The sequence below is a fragment of the Microbacterium sp. CFBP9034 genome (assembly GCF_034045255.1).
GTDB lineage: Bacteria > Actinomycetota > Actinomycetes > Actinomycetales > Microbacteriaceae > Microbacterium.
The window spans coordinates 1,402,368-1,417,666 of record NZ_JAXCWC010000001.1 but is presented as its reverse complement, the minus strand read 5'-3'; the positions used below and the strand labels follow the sequence as shown (position 1 = coordinate 1,417,666).

Annotated in this window: 15 protein-coding genes; 9 read left to right on the top strand and 6 right to left on the bottom strand. The window is 71.9% G+C overall.

What is annotated here, in order from left to right:
- Positions 1 to 8 precede the first annotated feature (8 nt).
- From SOM19_RS06325 to SOM19_RS06315, 3 genes are all read right to left on the bottom strand, one after another.
- The gene (locus tag SOM19_RS06325) at positions 9 to 1,817 is read right to left on the bottom strand and encodes a peptidase M16 family protein (RefSeq protein WP_320485698.1); all 1,809 of its coding nucleotides are present in this window, start codon (positions 1,815 to 1,817) and stop codon (positions 9 to 11) included.
- Positions 1,814 to 2,776 (bottom strand): hypothetical protein, encoded by a 963-nt coding sequence (locus SOM19_RS06320; RefSeq protein WP_320485697.1) that lies wholly within the window; start codon positions 2,774 to 2,776, stop codon positions 1,814 to 1,816. The genes SOM19_RS06325 and SOM19_RS06320 overlap by 4 nt, the downstream gene beginning before the upstream one ends.
- A gap of 96 nt (positions 2,777 to 2,872) precedes the next feature.
- Positions 2,873 to 3,712, bottom strand: coding sequence for a DUF3097 family protein (locus SOM19_RS06315; protein ID WP_320485696.1), 840 nt, complete (start codon positions 3,710 to 3,712; stop codon positions 2,873 to 2,875).
- A gap of 165 nt (positions 3,713 to 3,877) precedes the next feature.
- Between SOM19_RS06315 and SOM19_RS06310 the strand changes: the two genes are divergently transcribed.
- The 4 genes from SOM19_RS06310 to SOM19_RS06295 all read left to right on the top strand — a co-directional run bounded on the left by SOM19_RS06310 (position 3,878) and on the right by SOM19_RS06295 (position 8,121).
- On the top strand, positions 3,878 to 5,890 hold the full coding sequence (locus SOM19_RS06310) for a TPM domain-containing protein (protein ID WP_320485695.1): 2,013 nt from the start codon (positions 3,878 to 3,880) through the stop codon (positions 5,888 to 5,890).
- A gap of 77 nt (positions 5,891 to 5,967) precedes the next feature.
- Positions 5,968 to 6,729, top strand: coding sequence for a PspA/IM30 family protein (locus SOM19_RS06305; protein ID WP_320485694.1), 762 nt, complete (start codon positions 5,968 to 5,970; stop codon positions 6,727 to 6,729).
- A gap of 115 nt (positions 6,730 to 6,844) precedes the next feature.
- Entirely contained in the window at positions 6,845 to 7,666 is an 822-nt protein-coding gene (locus SOM19_RS06300; RefSeq protein ID WP_320485693.1) for an arginase family protein, read from the top strand.
- A gap of 53 nt (positions 7,667 to 7,719) precedes the next feature.
- Positions 7,720 to 8,121 (top strand): Fe-S oxidoreductase, encoded by a 402-nt coding sequence (locus tag SOM19_RS06295; RefSeq protein WP_320486676.1) that lies wholly within the window; start codon positions 7,720 to 7,722, stop codon positions 8,119 to 8,121.
- A 25-nt stretch (positions 8,122 to 8,146) separates the two neighbouring features.
- Here SOM19_RS06295 and SOM19_RS06290 read toward each other — a convergent pair whose 3' ends face one another.
- Genes SOM19_RS06290 through SOM19_RS06280 form a run of 3 tightly spaced genes read right to left on the bottom strand, consistent with a single transcriptional unit; the run spans position 8,147 to position 9,898 of the window.
- On the bottom strand, positions 8,147 to 8,608 hold the full coding sequence (locus SOM19_RS06290) for an SIP domain-containing protein (protein ID WP_320485692.1): 462 nt from the start codon (positions 8,606 to 8,608) through the stop codon (positions 8,147 to 8,149).
- 55 nt (positions 8,609 to 8,663) lie between these two features.
- Positions 8,664 to 9,392 carry a tyrosine-protein phosphatase gene (locus SOM19_RS06285; RefSeq protein ID WP_320485691.1) on the bottom strand — a complete coding sequence of 243 codons (729 nt, stop codon included), beginning with the start codon at positions 9,390 to 9,392 and terminating at the stop codon, positions 8,664 to 8,666.
- Positions 9,389 to 9,898, bottom strand: coding sequence for a carboxymuconolactone decarboxylase family protein (locus tag SOM19_RS06280; protein WP_320485690.1), 510 nt, complete (start codon positions 9,896 to 9,898; stop codon positions 9,389 to 9,391). The genes SOM19_RS06285 and SOM19_RS06280 overlap by 4 nt, the downstream gene beginning before the upstream one ends.
- A gap of 105 nt (positions 9,899 to 10,003) precedes the next feature.
- On the opposite strand from SOM19_RS06280, the gene SOM19_RS06275 reads away from it, so the two are divergent.
- The 5 genes from SOM19_RS06275 (at position 10,004) to SOM19_RS06255 (ending at position 15,289) form a co-directional block, all read left to right on the top strand.
- The gene (locus SOM19_RS06275) at positions 10,004 to 10,963 is read left to right on the top strand and encodes an alpha/beta fold hydrolase (RefSeq protein ID WP_320485689.1); all 960 of its coding nucleotides are present in this window, start codon (positions 10,004 to 10,006) and stop codon (positions 10,961 to 10,963) included.
- Positions 10,964 to 11,104: 141 nt separating this feature from the next.
- Entirely contained in the window at positions 11,105 to 12,613 is a 1,509-nt protein-coding gene (locus SOM19_RS06270) for an ABC transporter substrate-binding protein (protein ID WP_320485688.1), read from the top strand.
- On the top strand, positions 12,610 to 13,560 hold the full coding sequence (locus tag SOM19_RS06265) for an ABC transporter permease (protein ID WP_320485687.1): 951 nt from the start codon (positions 12,610 to 12,612) through the stop codon (positions 13,558 to 13,560). The genes SOM19_RS06270 and SOM19_RS06265 overlap by 4 nt, the downstream gene beginning before the upstream one ends.
- Complete coding sequence (locus tag SOM19_RS06260; protein ID WP_320485686.1) at positions 13,557 to 14,504, top strand: ABC transporter permease; 948 nt, start codon at positions 13,557 to 13,559, stop codon at positions 14,502 to 14,504. Before SOM19_RS06265 ends, SOM19_RS06260 begins: the two co-directional genes overlap by 4 nt.
- On the top strand, positions 14,501 to 15,289 hold the full coding sequence (locus SOM19_RS06255) for an ABC transporter ATP-binding protein (protein ID WP_320485685.1): 789 nt from the start codon (positions 14,501 to 14,503) through the stop codon (positions 15,287 to 15,289). Before SOM19_RS06260 ends, SOM19_RS06255 begins: the two co-directional genes overlap by 4 nt.
- The last annotated feature ends 10 nt before the right edge of the window (positions 15,290 to 15,299 follow it).

Below are 15,299 nucleotides of genomic sequence, written 5' to 3'. Positions count from 1 at the left end.
CGACCAGGCTACCGAGCGCCGTCCCCGCGCTTCGCCCTGCGTCGGGAGTCCGCGAGGATGAGCACCGCCGATGTGAGCGCCGGGATGGACGTGAGGATGACTCCTCCGAGCACCGTGCCAGGCGACGCCAGGGTGCCGTCGTCGTACGGCACCGCCAGGTGGACCGCGTCGCCCACCACCAGTCCCGCCATCCCGAGCGCGAACGCGCCGATGGCGACACCGAGGTAGAACATCCAGCCGCGCCGGGCTTGGGCGGATGCGGCTGGGGGTGCGGGTGCCGAGGGTTGCTCCTGTGGGCGAGCGGGGATGTCATGAGCGGCCCGCGCCGGACGAGGCACGTGTCGGTCGGCAGGCACTCCGGCGTCGATCGACGCGATGACGTCGGGCGTGATGCCGACGTGGAGAGCCGGCTCGATGAGGATCCGGAATCCGTCCGCTCCGATCAGGCGGCGCGCGCCGTCCGGCCACACCTCGAGAGCCTCGGCGTCGGCGAACCTCACCGTGACGACCCCCTCCGCCTCCTGCACAGTGACGCCCTCCGAGCCGACGATGAGCGTGCCGTGGTTGTGGCCCACCCGCTCATGCGCGGTCCCGCTGACGGCACTGTTCGACCACACCGGGACCAGCGTGAAGCCCGCCCAGTCGAGGTCGCCCTCCGGTATCTGTGCCACCGCACCCGTCCAGACCTGTCGCGCCATGTCGGCGACGTCGTCGACCGTCACCGCCGCGAAGTCCGCGGCACTCTGCTCGGGACTGCGGGTCTCGATGCCGGCGGCCAGCTTGTACGCCGCCGACGGCAGCAGGTGCGCCCCCAGGAACGGGACGCCGCGAAGATCGTCCAGCTCTCCGCGGGCGTTGTCGAGCTCCGCCTGGTCGATGCGCCCCGCGCGCAGCGCCGCCAGGACATCGATGATCTCGCCCACGGCCTCTGCCTGCTTCTCGGGGAGCGCGTCGGCGGAGACCGTCACGCGCGCGTGGCCGGGGCCGATGCGCTCCCAGTCGCACCGGGCATCGTAGGACAGACCGCCTTCCTGGCGGAGGGACCGGAACAGCGCACGGGAAGCGACGTACGAGAACGCGGTGCCGGCCGTGGTCGCGGGCACGACGGCGTCGAGGACGACGACACCGGGCGGACCGAAGAAGTATGCCGGCTTCGCGCCGATCGACTCGCTGAGCTCGGGGACGGGCCACTGCGGGCCCTCCGGCAGTCGCAGGTCGAGGCCGTCGGGGACGACGTCGGTCGTGATCCATGCGACGGCGTTGCCGCGGGTGAATCGCTCGCCGACCCAGGTGGCGACATCGGCCGCCGACACCGCGGGGAGCCCGAAGCCCTCATAGCCGGCGCCGCCCGGCCCGCGCACCCCATAGCGCTCGACGCGCAGGCGGTCGAAGGCGTGCCCGCTCCCGCGCGCCGCTTCCGCGGCGAGGATCCCCTTCTCGACCTCCATCCGATCGAGCGGCAGATCGCGCAGCGCCGCGCACACGCCGTTGAGGAAGGCGACGACCTTGGCGACGGAGCCCGTGGCGTGGAACTGCGTCGCCCACTCGTCCGTGGCGCCGTTGTGGTGGAGGTCGGACAGGTTCTGCCCGAAGAGCGCGAGGTGCTCCACGAGGTGGGTGACGCCGCGTCGCGCCAGCGGCTCGTCCGCCCATCCGACGCGGAACACCAGTCCCCCGCTGACGGGTCCTTCGCTCCGCGCCAGCAGCACGGGCATGCCGTCGACGACGGCCGACCCGATCAAGTCGGCGACGGCTGAGAGCTCAGGGACCACTGTCCGGCCGGCTTCATCGGCGCCGGCCGCCTCGGCCCCGGTCATGTCCTGTCTGCCCGCGGATCGGCTCCGAGCACCGCGGTGCGGAGCTGGTCGAGGCGTGTCGGGTCGTCGAACGTGTAGGCCCACGGGAACTCCGTCGCACGACCTCCGAGGGCGGCGAAGTGGACGGCAGCGAGCTCGTTGCGGCCCGCCAGCCAGAGCGCCATCGCGAACGCACTGTGGGTCTGGACTCCGATCGGTCCTGCCGCGTAGTCGGGGTGCAGCACCGAGCGGGCCGCGGCATCCGTCACCTCCTCGACCACGGACGGCTGCGCCATGTACGCCCCTCCGGCGTCCCCGTCGGCATCGAGCCACCGCTCGATGTGCACGATCGGCACCAGTGCGCCGCTGTGCGACCCCGGCGGGGCCTCGGCCGCGGCGTTCCGGGCGAAGTCGTGAGCCTGCTCCTCACTCCCCGCCCACTTGGGCAGCAGGTACTGCAGCATGTGCGTCTGAGCCGGGTAGTCGTGGGGTGACAGACGGCGCACGCGGTCGTAGCGGCGCCGTGCTTCGGCGGGTCCGACTTCGAGGGCGCGAGCCGTGAGCACTCGGACGCCCCACGCCGGGGCGTACGACTCGTCAAGAGCGCACGCATCGATGAGCAGCTGCTCCGCCTTCACCAGCCAGGAGCGGAAGGCCTCGAACTGCTCGCGCGAGACGTCCTCCGCCCGCGCCCCGGTGCGGATCTGCCAGCCGATCACGATGTAGCGCCTCGCGAGGGCGGTGAGTGCGCACGCCGATGCGGGCGCGGCGCCGACCGCCTCTTCGAGGAGTCCTTCGATCCCGTCCATCTCGGCCAGCAGCTCGATCGCATAGGCGGCCTCGTCAGCGGGACGCGCGCGGAGCGCAGCTTCGGCGGCGGGCCAGTCGCCCCCGTGCAGCGCGTCCCGCACGTCGGCGAGCTCGGGCACGGTGGCGATCGTGTCGTAGACCGCTTCGGCGCGGCCGGGTGATGATGTCACGGAATCCCCTTCGCGCGCCCCGTTGCGCGCCCCGCTCAGAGCCAATCGCGCGCTCCGGCGTCGGGCAACCCGTTGACAACCGCCCGGAACTACTGCTTAGGGCTCGGTGACGAAGTCGATGAGCTCCTCGACCCGGCCGAGGAACGCCGGCTCCAGGTCTCGGTAGCTGTGGACGGCCGCGAGGATCCGCTGCCAGGCCCTCGCGATGTCGGCCTGGTCTCGCGCCGGCCAGCCGAGCGCACGGCACACGCCGACCTTGAATTCGATGCCGCGCGGCACCTCGGGCCACTTCTCGATCCCCATCGCCCGCGGGGTCACGCACTGCCACACGTCGATCCAGGGGTGACCGACGATGCGCAGATGCGCGCCGTGCGGCCCGCGTTCGATCGCCTGGGCGATCCGCGTCTCCTTCGAGCCCGGCACGAGGTGGTCGACCAGCACGCCGTAGCGGCGCTGGGCCGACGGCGGCTCGTCCTCCAGCACCGCCGCCAGCAGGTCGATGCCCTGGAGGTACTCGACGACCACTCCCTCGGCACGCAGGTCGTCGCCCCACACCTTCTCGACGAGCTCGGCGTCGTGCCGGCCCTCGACGAAGATGCGGCTCGCGCGGGCCGTGCGTGCACGTGCGTCGGCCACCGCGAACGAGCCCGAGGCGGTGCGCTTCGCACCCGTCGGGGCCGGCGCCGCGACCGGCGGCACGAGCACGACGTCGGCGCCGTCGACGAGGAAACCCGGCCCCAGGGGGAAGAGCCGGCGCCGAGCGTGCCGGTCCTCGAGCTCGACCATGCCCGACGCGACGGCGATCACGGCGCCGCAGAATCCGTCTGCCACGACCTCGACCACGAGGTCGCGGGATGCCGCCACCCGCGGCAGCTCCCGCTGGCCGCGCTTGCGCCAGCCGTCGGCCAGCACGTCGGTGCCGTAGCGATCGTCCATGTGTCCTCCGAGTCGCAAAGGCTACCCGCCCCCGCTCCTCGCGCGGGGCAGCGACCCGCGCGACGCGCCGTCCTGCCCCCGGTCGTCCGTCCGGGGTTCCCCGCCATGCCCGAGCCTGCATAGACTCGCGTAGGGGCAGGATTCCGCGTCCCGGAGGGGGAATCGATGCGTGCGCGATGGGCGTCGGCGCTCACGGCCGCTCTGGCGGTGGCGCTGGCCACGATGAGCGGTGCCGCCTGGGCGACCGAACCGGTGCAGCTCGGATCGGGCTACGTGGTCGATCAGGCGGAGGCGCTGTCGCCGGCCGACGAGTCCGCCGCGCAGGCGCGGCTCGAGCAGTTCAAGTCGGACACCGGACTGGACCTGTGGGTCGTGTACGTCGATGACTTCACCGACCCGTCCGACGCAGAGGGCTGGGCGAACTCCACCGCCGACGCCAACGGCCTCGGGGTCAGCCAGTATCTTCTCGCCGTGGCCGTCGACGGGCGGAACTACTACCTCTCGGGCGACTCCGGCGGCCCGGTGACCCCGGACCAGCTCGCGACCATCGAGCAGCAGCAGATCCAGCCCGCCCTCGCGTCCGGCGACTGGCTCGGGGCGGTCGATGCCGCCGCGGACGGGTTGACCGACGCCGCAGGCGGCGGATCCGACGCGGGCGGCGGCTTCTCGGGCATCCTCTGGCTCGTCGTCATCGCGGCGGCGATCGGCGTCGTGGTGTGGCTGGTCGTGCGCAGCCGTCGCCGGAAGTCCAGCCAGGTCGAAGGCGGAGCGGGCGCCCCCGCGGCCCCGCAGGTGCCCCTCGAGGAGCTCGAGCGTCGCGCCGCCTCCGCACTGGTGCAGACGGACGACGCGCTGAAGACCAGCGCGCAGGAGCTGGGCTTCGCCAAGGCGCAGTTCGGCGACGCCGCCACCGCCGAGTTCGAGCAGGCCTTGGCCACCGCGAAGACGAACCTCGACGAGGCGTTCACGCTCAGGCAGCAGCTGGACGACGCGTCGCCCGACACCGAGCAGGACACCCGGGCCTGGAACGAGCGCATCATCGCGCTGTGCGAGGCGGCCAACGCGCTCCTCGACGAGAAGGCCGCAGACTTCGACGAGCTGCGCAAGCTCGAGCAGAACGCGCCGGAGGCGCTGGCGCGGGTGCAGGATCAGCGGGCGAAGGCCGCGGCATCCCTCGACGGCGCCGCCGCTCGCCTACAGGTCCTGACCTCCTCCTACGCACCCGAGGCGCTCGCGACCATCGCCGACAACCCCGATCAGGCGCGCCAGCGCCTGGTCTTCGCCGACGAGCAGCTCGCCGCAGCGCAGAGCGCCATCGGAGCAGGCAAGGGCGGCGAGGCGGCGGTGGGCATCCGCGCCGCAGAAGAGGCTGTCGGCCAGGCAGTCCTGCTGGAGGACGCGATCGGCAAGCTCGCCGACGACCTCGCCGAAGGGGAGCGCAGCGCCGCGGCCCTCATCGCCGAGCTCGAGCAGGATGTCGCCGTCGCCTCCGCCCTCCCCGACGCCGACGGACGCATCGCCGCCGCCGTGGCCGGCACCACTCAGCAGATCGCGGCAGCCAAGGCCAATCTGACCGGCTCCGCCAAGCGCCCGCTGGTGACGCTGCAGCGGCTCGAGGCGGCCAACCAGCAGATCGACGCGCTCGTGCAGGGGATCCGGGATGCCGAGGCCCAGACACAGCGGGCCCGCCAGATGGTGGGGCAGCTCATCCTGCAGGCCCAGGCGCAGGTCTCGACGGCCGAGGACTACATCACCGCCCGCCGCGGTGCCGTCGGCGCCGAGGCCCGCACCCGCCTTGCCGAGGCGGGCGCCGCCCTCGTGCGCGCGCAGCAGCTGCAGGCGACCGACCCGCAGCAGGCCCTGCAGCACGCGCAGCGCGCCGACCAGCTCGCCGGCCAGGCGATCCAGTACGCCCAGAACGACGTCGGCTCGTTCTCGGGCGGCGGATTCGGCGGCGGTGGGTTCGGCGGCGGCGAGTCGCAGGGAGGCGGCGGCATGATCGGCGCCGTCCTCGGCGGCATCCTCATCAACTCGATGCTCGGCGGCGGCGGATCCTCGGGCGGCGGCGGAAGCCTCGGCGGACTCTTCGGCGGCTCCTCGGGCGGCCGCGGCGGTCCCGGGCCCGGAAGCTTCGGCGGCGGCGGCACGCGCGCCCGCCGAGGAGGTGGTCGCTTCTGACCAGCGCCCCCGCCCTCGCGGCGGATCCGACTCTTACCCCTCACCCCTGCAGTTCTCTCCGATAGGAAGGAAAAACGATGGCGAAGCAGTCCATCTTCGGTCGTATCTCGACCCTCATGAAGGCGAACATCAATGCGCTCCTCGACTCAGCCGAGGATCCGCAGAAGATGCTGGACCAGTTGGTGCGGGACTTCACCAACAGCATCGCGGACGCCGAGGCGGCGGTCGCCGAGACGATCGGCAACCTGCGCCTGCTCGAACGCGACCACCAGGAAGACATCCAGGCGGCCACCGAGTGGGGCAACAAGGCGCTCGCGGCCAGCCGCAAGGCCGATGAGCTCCGCACGGCAGGCAGCACGGCGGATGCCGACAAGTTCGACAATCTCGCGAAGATCGCGCTGCAGCGTCAGATCAGCGAGGAGAACGAGGCCCGCGCCGTCGAGCCGACGATCGCCTCGCAGACCGAGGTCGTCGCGAAGCTCAAGGACGGCCTCAACGGCATGAAGCAGAAGCTGGAGCAGCTGAAGTCGAAGCGCTCCGAGCTGCTGGCGCGCGCCAAGACGGCCGAGGCCCAGAACAAGGTCCACGACGCCGTCAAGTCGATCGACGTCCTCGACCCGACGAGCGAGCTCGGCCGGTTCGAAGACAAGGTTCGTCGCCAGGAGGCCCTGGCCGCCGGCAAGCAGGAGCTCGCCGCGTCGTCGCTCGACGCGCAGTTCGAGAGCCTCGACGACGTCGGCGAGCTCACCGAGGTCGAGGCCCGTCTGTCGGCTCTCAAGGCAGGCTCCGCGCCGTCGCAGGCCGCGATCGACGCGCCGAGCGCTCCGTACACGCCGTAATCACCGCACGAAAGGGAAGGGCGCCGCTCCGCGAGGGTCGGCGCCCTTCGCCCTGTTCGCCGTCGGCGTGCACCCGCGTGTGCGCCCGACCCGCCCACTGCGAGAGGATGAGGGGATGACGCGCTACCTCGTGGTCCCGCAGTGGCAGGGAAGCCCGTCGTCTCGGGCCATGCAGCTCATCGACGGCGCACAGGCGATCGCCGGGGACCTCCCGCGCTCCTCGACGACCGTGCTCGATGTGCCCATGGAGGCGGGCGAGGGGCTGGGCACCGGCATCCATCGCCTCAGCGCCCTGCAGCGCATCCGCGAGCTGATCGGCGAAGCCCTCGGGGCGCACGACGACATCGTCCTCACCGTCGGCGGCGACTGCGGTGTGGCGCTCGAGCCGATCGCGCACGCCGTCCGGCGCCACCCCTCGCTCGCGGTGGTGTGGATGGACGCGCACCCCGACTTCAACACCCCGGACTCCTCGCCGTCCGGCGCTTTCGCCGGGATGGTGCTGCGCGCCGTCCTCGGTGACGGTGAACCCGGCCTGACCCTCACGGCGGGTGCGGTGCCCCCGGAGCGGATGTTCGTGGTGGGAGCCCGCTCCTACGACGACGCCGAGCTCGCCGCGATCGGCGAACTCGGCATCACCACGCTGGCCGTCGACGCGCTGCACGATCCCGAAGCCGTCGCCAGGCTCGTCCGCGACAGCGGCGCCGACGCCGTCTACATCCACGTCGACGTCGACGTCCTCGACCCGGCGGAGGTCGCAGGCAACGCCCATCCCGAGCCGTTCGGCCTGTCGGTCCGCGAACTCACCGCCGCGATCGCCGCCGTCCGGGCCGCGGTGCCCCTGGTCGGCGCATCCCTTGCCGGGTACTCCCCCGCGTCAGCGGACTCCGCGACGGACGACCTCGGAGCGATCCTCCGGGTGATCGGAGCCCTGGCGTGAGCCCGATCCCCGCACCTCCCGCGGGATGGCGGGCCGCCGCCGAGCGCGCGGTCATGCGCGGGCGGAAGGTCGACCGCGGCATTCCCGACTTCCTGCTCGACTCCCGGCTGAGCCGCGCCGGCTACTGGTACGGAACGACCGTGGGCTGGATCTGGGGCACCCTGTGGAGCACCGGTCGCGTCGAGAAGCGGGACGGGCTGTGGGTGTTCCGCGGGATGCCGCGCTGGACGCACGCGCGCGGTGGCGTGTGCGTCGGCGGCTGCTTCCTCACCGGCGACGGCAGGATCACCGAGCGACTGCTCGCGCACGAGGCCGTGCACAAGCGGCAGTGGCAGCGATACGGGTTCCTGATGCCGTTCCTGTATCTGTTCGCCGGGCGGGACCCGCTGCGCAACCGGTTCGAGATCGAAGCCGGGCTCGAGGACGGGAACTACATCCCGCGCGGGAGCCGCTGAGCGCTCCCCCGACTCCTCGGCGGGATCAGCGGGCGGTGGAGAGGCCGAAGCGCGCGGGTGTGTGGATCGCCGTGGCGGCGATGCCCATCCCGGTGAGGTGGTCGACGATGTCCGCGGTGCCCAGGTAGCCGCCCAGCAGGTCGATGCGGGTCTCGTCGTCCTCGGCGCACAGCATCTCGTCGGCCCACGCGGTGACGGCTCGGGCGAGCGCCTCGCCGGGCGCGCAGCCGCGACTGGTGCCGGGAGCGCCGCTGCGCTGCGAGCGGTCGAGCCAGGTCAGGACCATCCGGCTCGGGACCACGATGTCGCCCTGCCACGAGGCATCCGGGATCTCGATGAACACGCGACCCGTCGAGCAGATCGGCAGCGTCGCCAGCACGGTCTCGAGCTCGGCGAACGAGGACTCGTCCGCCGTGATGAGGTGCTGCACGCGGGTGTGCCGTGAGGAACGGCAGGCCGCGGCGCTGTGCTCGGTGCTGTGGATCATGACGACTCCACTATACCGCGAAAGAAGGGTTGCCTAACCTTGGTGACCTCGTCCGTCACAGAGGGCGCAGCAGGATCCGGCGCAGCTCCGCGATCTCGTCGTCGGCGAGGCCGTGCGCGCGCAGGTAGTCCGAGGGTGAGCCGTACCGCTCGGCGAGCCCCTCCAGCAGGCCCCGCATCACGGGCGCCGGCGAGCGGGTCGCGAGATCCTCGAGGTGCACGGCATCGGGATGCATCGACCGCAGGATCTCGAGCACCCGGCGATTGCGCCGTTCGGGCAGCAGCCCCTCGGTGCGTGCGTAGTCGGCGACCACCGCATCGAGGTCGACGCCCGCGGCGGCGAGGGTGAGCGCGACGGTGACGCCGGTGCGGTCCTTGCCCACCGTGCAGTGCACGAGCACGGGCTGATCGGCCACGATCCCGCGGACGACCTCGACCACGCCCGCCGACGAGTCCTCCACGAGCCGGAGGTACATCTCGTCGAGGCCGATGTCGTCGACGAAGAAGGACTGCACCGATCCGAGGAACAGGGGCACACGCTGCGTGACGAGGTCGAGGCCGTCGATCCGGCTCGGCGCGTGGTCGACCTCGTCGTCGGCGCGGAGGTCGATGATGCGACGCAGTCCGAGCCCGCCCAGCGCCATGGTGCCGCGCTCGTCGAGCTGCGCCAGGTTTCCGGAGCGGAAGAGCACGCCGTGCCGCGTCACCGCCGGGCCGGCGGGCAGGCCCCCGACGTCGCGGAGGTTGACGGCCCCTGGGACGACGGGGTCGTGAGCGTCGCTCACCAGGCGGCGCCGGTGGCGGCGTCGTTGTCCTCACCGACGAGGTCGTCACGCGGCGGCACGCTGTAGCGCCCCGCGATGGCCACGCGGTTGAACGCGTTGATCGACACCAGGATCCAGCTGAGGGCGACGTACTCCTCCTCGCTGAGGATCGCGCCCACGCGGTCGTACACGTCCGTGGCCACGCCCTCCTCGTGGATGTACACGAACGACTCCGCCAACTCCAGGCCCGCGCGCTCCCGGTCGGAGAAGACGCCCGATTCGCGCCACACCGGCAGCTGACTCAGGACGTCCGCGGTGATGCCCGCCTTCAGCGCGCGCTCCACGTGCACCCGCACGCAGTAGGCGCATCCGTTGAGCTGGGACGTGTGGATCTGGACGAGCTCCTTCAGCCGGTCGTCGATGCCGCCGTCTGCCGCGATGCCGCCGACGGCCTTGGAGAACGCGGCGAGCGCCTGGTAGGCCGGCGGAGCCGATCGCGACAGATGGACACGCCGTTCTTCGCTCATGCCGCCAGCCTACCCACGGCCCTCCCGCCCGGGACCGGCGCATCACGATGTCTCCGGTCGTGACGCCGCGGCCGTCGGAGTCGGCGGGTGGGAGAGAATGGCGGGGTGAGCGATCCCATCGACGAGTTCTCGTTCCTGGCCGAGCAGGCGGCGGAGGCCGGCATCGACGGACCCCTGCCGCACCGCGAGCGACTGACGCTGACCCTGCCGGACGGCCGTTCCCTGAGCGCGCTGCGCTCCGTGCCGGAAGGAGCGGCGGATGCCCCGCTCGTGACCTTCCTCCACGGCGCCGGGCTCAACGCGCACACCTGGGACACCACCATCCTGGGGCTCGGCCTTCCCGCCCTCGCGATCGATCTCCCCGGCCACGGCGACTCGGCGTGGCGGGACGACTTCGCCTACGTCGCGCGGGTCCTCGCTCCCGACGTCGCGGCCGGGCTCGACGCCTGGACGGATCGGCCGCAGGTGCTCGTGGGGCAGTCGCTCGGCGGGCTCACCGCGGCGGCGGTCACGGCATCCCGTCCCGATCTCGTCCGCGAGCTCGTGGTCATCGACATCACCCCCGGTGTCGACCCGAACGCCGGGCCCACCCAGATCCGGGAGTTCTTCGCGGGACCGACCGACTGGGCGTCCCGCGACGAGCTCGTCGACCGCGCGCTCGCCTTCGGGCTCGGCGGCGGGACCCGACGCAAGGCCGAGCGCGGCGTCTACTTCAACTCCCGCGTGCGACCGGACGGCCGCGTGGAGTGGAAGCACCACTTCGCCCACCTCGCCGCCGCCATGGCCGCGGCGGCCGCCTCCTCCCCCGCCCCGGACGGCGCCGAGCGGCAGGACGCCGTCTCCGCCGTGCTCGGCGAGTCCGGCTGGGAGGACCTGGCAGCGGTCGATGTGCCGATCACGCTCATCCGCGGCGAGCGGGGGTACGTCACCGAGACGGATGCCGCGGAGTTCGCCGCGCGCCGGCCGGCGGCATCCGTCGTGGCCCTTCCCGCCGGGCACAACGTGCAGGAAGACGCGCCCCTCGAGCTCGGATCGCGCCTTCGGCAGCTCGCCGGGAACGGCTAACGCTTCTGTTGCGTTCCGAGTAGCGGGTTCCTCCCCGCGTGTCCCGTATCCCTAGGCTTGCTCCGGCGGCGGGCCACCCGGTTTCCCAGCGACCGACCTCACTGCCGCACAGCAAACGGATCCCTCTCCGAAAGGACGTCCATGCTCCGTCGCACTGCCCTCGCAGCGACCTCCCTCCTCGCCGCCGGCGCGCTCCTGCTCAGCGCCTGCAGCTCCGGCGCCTCGCCGACGCCGAGCGCCACGGTCGAGCCCGACCCCGACGCCTCGGCGGCGATCCGGCTGGTCCTCGCACCCGGGAACCTCGACATCCGTGAGACCGCCGGTGCGGCGCTCGACCAGATCCTGGTCGACAACATCTACCAGGGGCTCGTCGCCCGCACGCCCGAGCAGGACATCGTCCCCGCGCTCGCGAGCGACTGGACCGTCTCGCCGGACGGCCTGACCTACATCTTCACCCTCCGCGAGGGGGTCACCTTCCACGATGGCCAGGAGCTCACGCCGGCCGACGTGGTGTGGTCCCTGGAGACCCGCCAGGACACCCCCGAGTGGAGCGACTCCGACCGCCTGGCGAACGTGGACTCGATCACCGCCGACGGCCAGGAGATCACCCTCACCCTGGCCGAGCCGGACTCGAGCCTGCTGTGGAACCTCACCGGGCGTGCGGGGCTCGTGCTCAAAGAGGGCGACACGGTCGACTACCAGACGGCCGCCAACGGCACCGGGCCGTTCGTGCTCGATGACTGGCGTCAGGGCGACAGCATCTCGTTCGTCCGCAACGAGGAGTACTGGGGCGAGCCGGCCCAGGTCGCCGAAGTCGTCTTCGACTACATCCCCGACAACCAGGCCGCCCTCAACGCCGCCCTCGCGGGAGAGGTGGACGTCGTCACGGGCTTCGACGCGAACCTGCAGGAGCAGATCGAGGCGAACGGCGACTTCTCCCTCGTCGTCGGTCAGTCCACCGACAAGGGCACGCTGGCGTTCAACCAGAAGTCCGGGCCGCTCGCCGACAAGCGCGTCCGTCAGGCGATCCGCCAGGCGATCGACCACGATGCCTTCGTCGAGGCGCTCGCTTCGGGTGAGACGCAGTACGGACCCATCCCGTCGCTCGACCCGGGCTACGAGGACCTGTCCGACGTGGCGCCGTACGACCCGGATGCCGCGCGTGCGCTCCTCGAGGACGCCGGCGTCGAGGATCTCGAACTGACGCTCACGATCCCGAACTTCTACTCCACGACGATCCCGCAGATCCTCGTGTCGAACCTGAACGAGGTCGGCATCACGCTCGAGGTCGACTCCGTCGACTTCTCGACCTGGCTCAACGACGTCTACATCAACCAGGACTACGACCTCAGCTTCGTCCTCCACACCGAGGCGCGCGACTTCGAGAACTGGGCGAACCCGGACTACTACTTCGGCTACGACAACGCGGAGGTGCAGGAGCTGTACGCGCAGTCCCTCGCCGCCACCGACGAGGACGAGGCCGCCGAGCTGCTCGCGGACGCGGCGCGAATCGTTTCGGAGGACGCCGCCGGGGACTGGTTGTACAACGGCGCCTCGGTCGTGGCGGTCGGCACTAACATCGCGGGTATGCCCTCGATCAACGTGAACGAGCGCCTGAATCTCGCCGAGCTGGCCAAGAGCAACGGGTGATCCGATACACGCTGACGCGCCTGGCCCTGCTTCTGCTCGGGCTGCTCGTCGCCAGCGTGCTGATCTTCCTGACGCTCCGGGTGCTTCCCGGTGACATCGCGCAGCTGATCGCCGGGGTCAACAGCTCGCCCGAGCAGATCGCGGCGATCCGGGAGCGGCTGGGCCTGGACCGGTCCCTCCCCCAGCAGTACCTCGACTGGATCGGCGGCGTGTTCCGCGGCGACCTGGGCAGCTCGCTGCTGACCGGCTCGACCGTCGCGAGCGAGCTCGCCGAGAAGGCGCAGGTGACCGTTCCGCTCGGCATCATGGCACTGACGATCGCGGTGGTCTTCAGCGTGCCGCTCGGGGTGCTGTCGGCGATGCGCCGAGGACGGGCCGACGGCACCGCGCTCAGCGTGGGCGCCCAGACGCTCGCCGCGGTGCCGGTCGTCTGGGCCGGCATGATGCTCGTCGTGGTGTTCGCCGTCTGGCTCGGGTGGCTTCCCGCCCAGGGCTTCCCTCGCGCGGGGTGGAGCGACCCGGCTGCGGCGATCCGCGCGCTGATCCTCCCGGCCCTGACCATCGGGATCGTCGAGGGAGCCATGCTCATGCGGTTCGTCCGCAGCGCCACGCTCCAGGCGGTCGGGCAGGACCACGTGCGCACCGGCGCCGCGAAGGGCCTCACCCGCAATGCCGCCCTCGTTCGCCACGGCCTCCCCGACGTCGGCCTGTCGGTGATCACGGTGCTCGGCCTGCAGGTGGCGGGGATCATCGTGGGCGCCGTGATCATCGAGGAGCTGTTCACACTCCCGGGGATCGGGCGCATGCTCGTCGCCGACGTGGGCGCGCGCGACCTGCCCAAGGTGCAGGGCGAGCTGCTCGCACTCACCGGCTTCGTGCTGATCGTCGGCTTCGTGGTGGACCTCGTGCATCGCATGATCGACCCCCGCCAGCGGGAGGCGACATGACCTCGCCGAGCAGCGCCGTGGGCGGCGGAGCGACGGATTCCCCGGCCGCCGCCCGCGCGTCGCGCTGGGCCTGGCTCGGCCGGCTGTGGCGGCTGTCCACCGGCCGGTTCGGGCTGATCGTCGTCGCCGTGGTCCTGGCCACCGCCATCGTCGCCAGCTTCTGGACGCCGTTCGATCCGCAGCAGGTCGACATCTCGGACCGCTGGGCTCCGCCGGGTTGGCCCCACCTGCTCGGCACCGATGCAACGGGGCGCGACATCCTGAGCCTGCTCATGGCCGGCGCGCGCACGACCGTCTTCGTCGCGGTGGGCGCAGGCGTCGTCGCGACGCTCGTGGGCATCGCGCTCGCCGCGCTCGGCGCCCTCACCGCGCGGTGGGTGCGCGAGTCGGTCGCGGTGTTCGTCGACATCCTCATCGCCTTCCCCGTGCTGATCATCGCGATGATGATCTCGGCCGTGTGGGGCGGATCCCTGTGGGTGGTGATCTGGTCGGTGGGCATCGGATTCGGCGTGAACATCGCCCGGGTCACGCGGCCGGAGCTGCGGAGGGTGCTCCACAGCGACTTCGTGCTGGCCGGGCGCGCCTCAGGGCTCACCCCCGGACAGAATCTCGTGCGCCACCTGCTGCCCAACGTCGCGCCGGTGTTCATCGTGCAGCTGTCGTGGGGCATGGCCGTCGCCGTCCTCGCCGAGGCCGGCCTGTCGTACCTGGGCTTCGGCGCCCCGGTGACGGAGCCCTCGTGGGGCCTGCTGCTCGCCGAGCTGCAGCAGTTCATCACGGTGCATCCGCTCTCGGTCGTGTGGCCCGGACTCGCCATCACCCTGACGGTGCTCGGCCTCAATCTCCTCGGCGACGGGCTGCGCGAGGCGACCGACCCGACCCTCAGCCACGCGCGGGGGGCCGGCCGCGTCGCACGCACGCACATCCCGGAGGTCGTCTCATGAGCCTCGAGGTGCAGGACCTCACCGTCGAGATCGGCGGACGCCGCGTGGTCGACGGCGTGTCGTTCTCGGTGCCCGATGGCGCCCGCGTGGGCCTCATCGGCGAGTCGGGGTCCGGCAAGTCCCTCACCGCGCTCGCCATCCTGGGGCTGCTGCCCGACGGCGCAACCGTGAGCGGCAGCGTCGTGTGGCACGGGCGCGAGCTGATCGGGCTCCCCGACCGGGAACTCGCACAGCTTCGCGGCGACGAGATCGGGATCGTCTTCCAGGAGCCGCGGACGGCGCTCAACCCGATCCGCACCGTCGGACGGCAGATCGCCGAGTCGATCCGCATCCACGAAGGGGCGTCGAAACGGGATGCCGCGGCCCGTGCCGTGGCGGAGGCATCCCGTGTCGCCCTCCCCGATCCCGAGCGCATCGTGGGGCGCTACCCGCACCAGCTCTCGGGCGGCCAGCGTCAGCGGGTCGCGATCGCCATGGCGCTCGCGTGCCGGCCACGGCTGCTCATCGCCGACGAGCCGACGACGGCGCTCGATGTGACGATCCAGGCTGAGATCCTCGAGCTGTTGCTCTCGCTCGTCGAGGACGACGGGATGTCGCTCGTCTTCATCACCCACGACCTCGCCGTCCTCTCGCAGATCGCGACGCACGGCGTGGTCCTCGAGGACGGCCGCGTGGTCGAGGACGCCCCGGTGTCGACGCTGCTCACCGCGCCCTCCTCCCCCGTCACCCGGGGTCTGCTGCGCGATGCCACCGCGACCCTCTGGCGCCCCGGAGGCATCACGTGAGCGGGTCGCC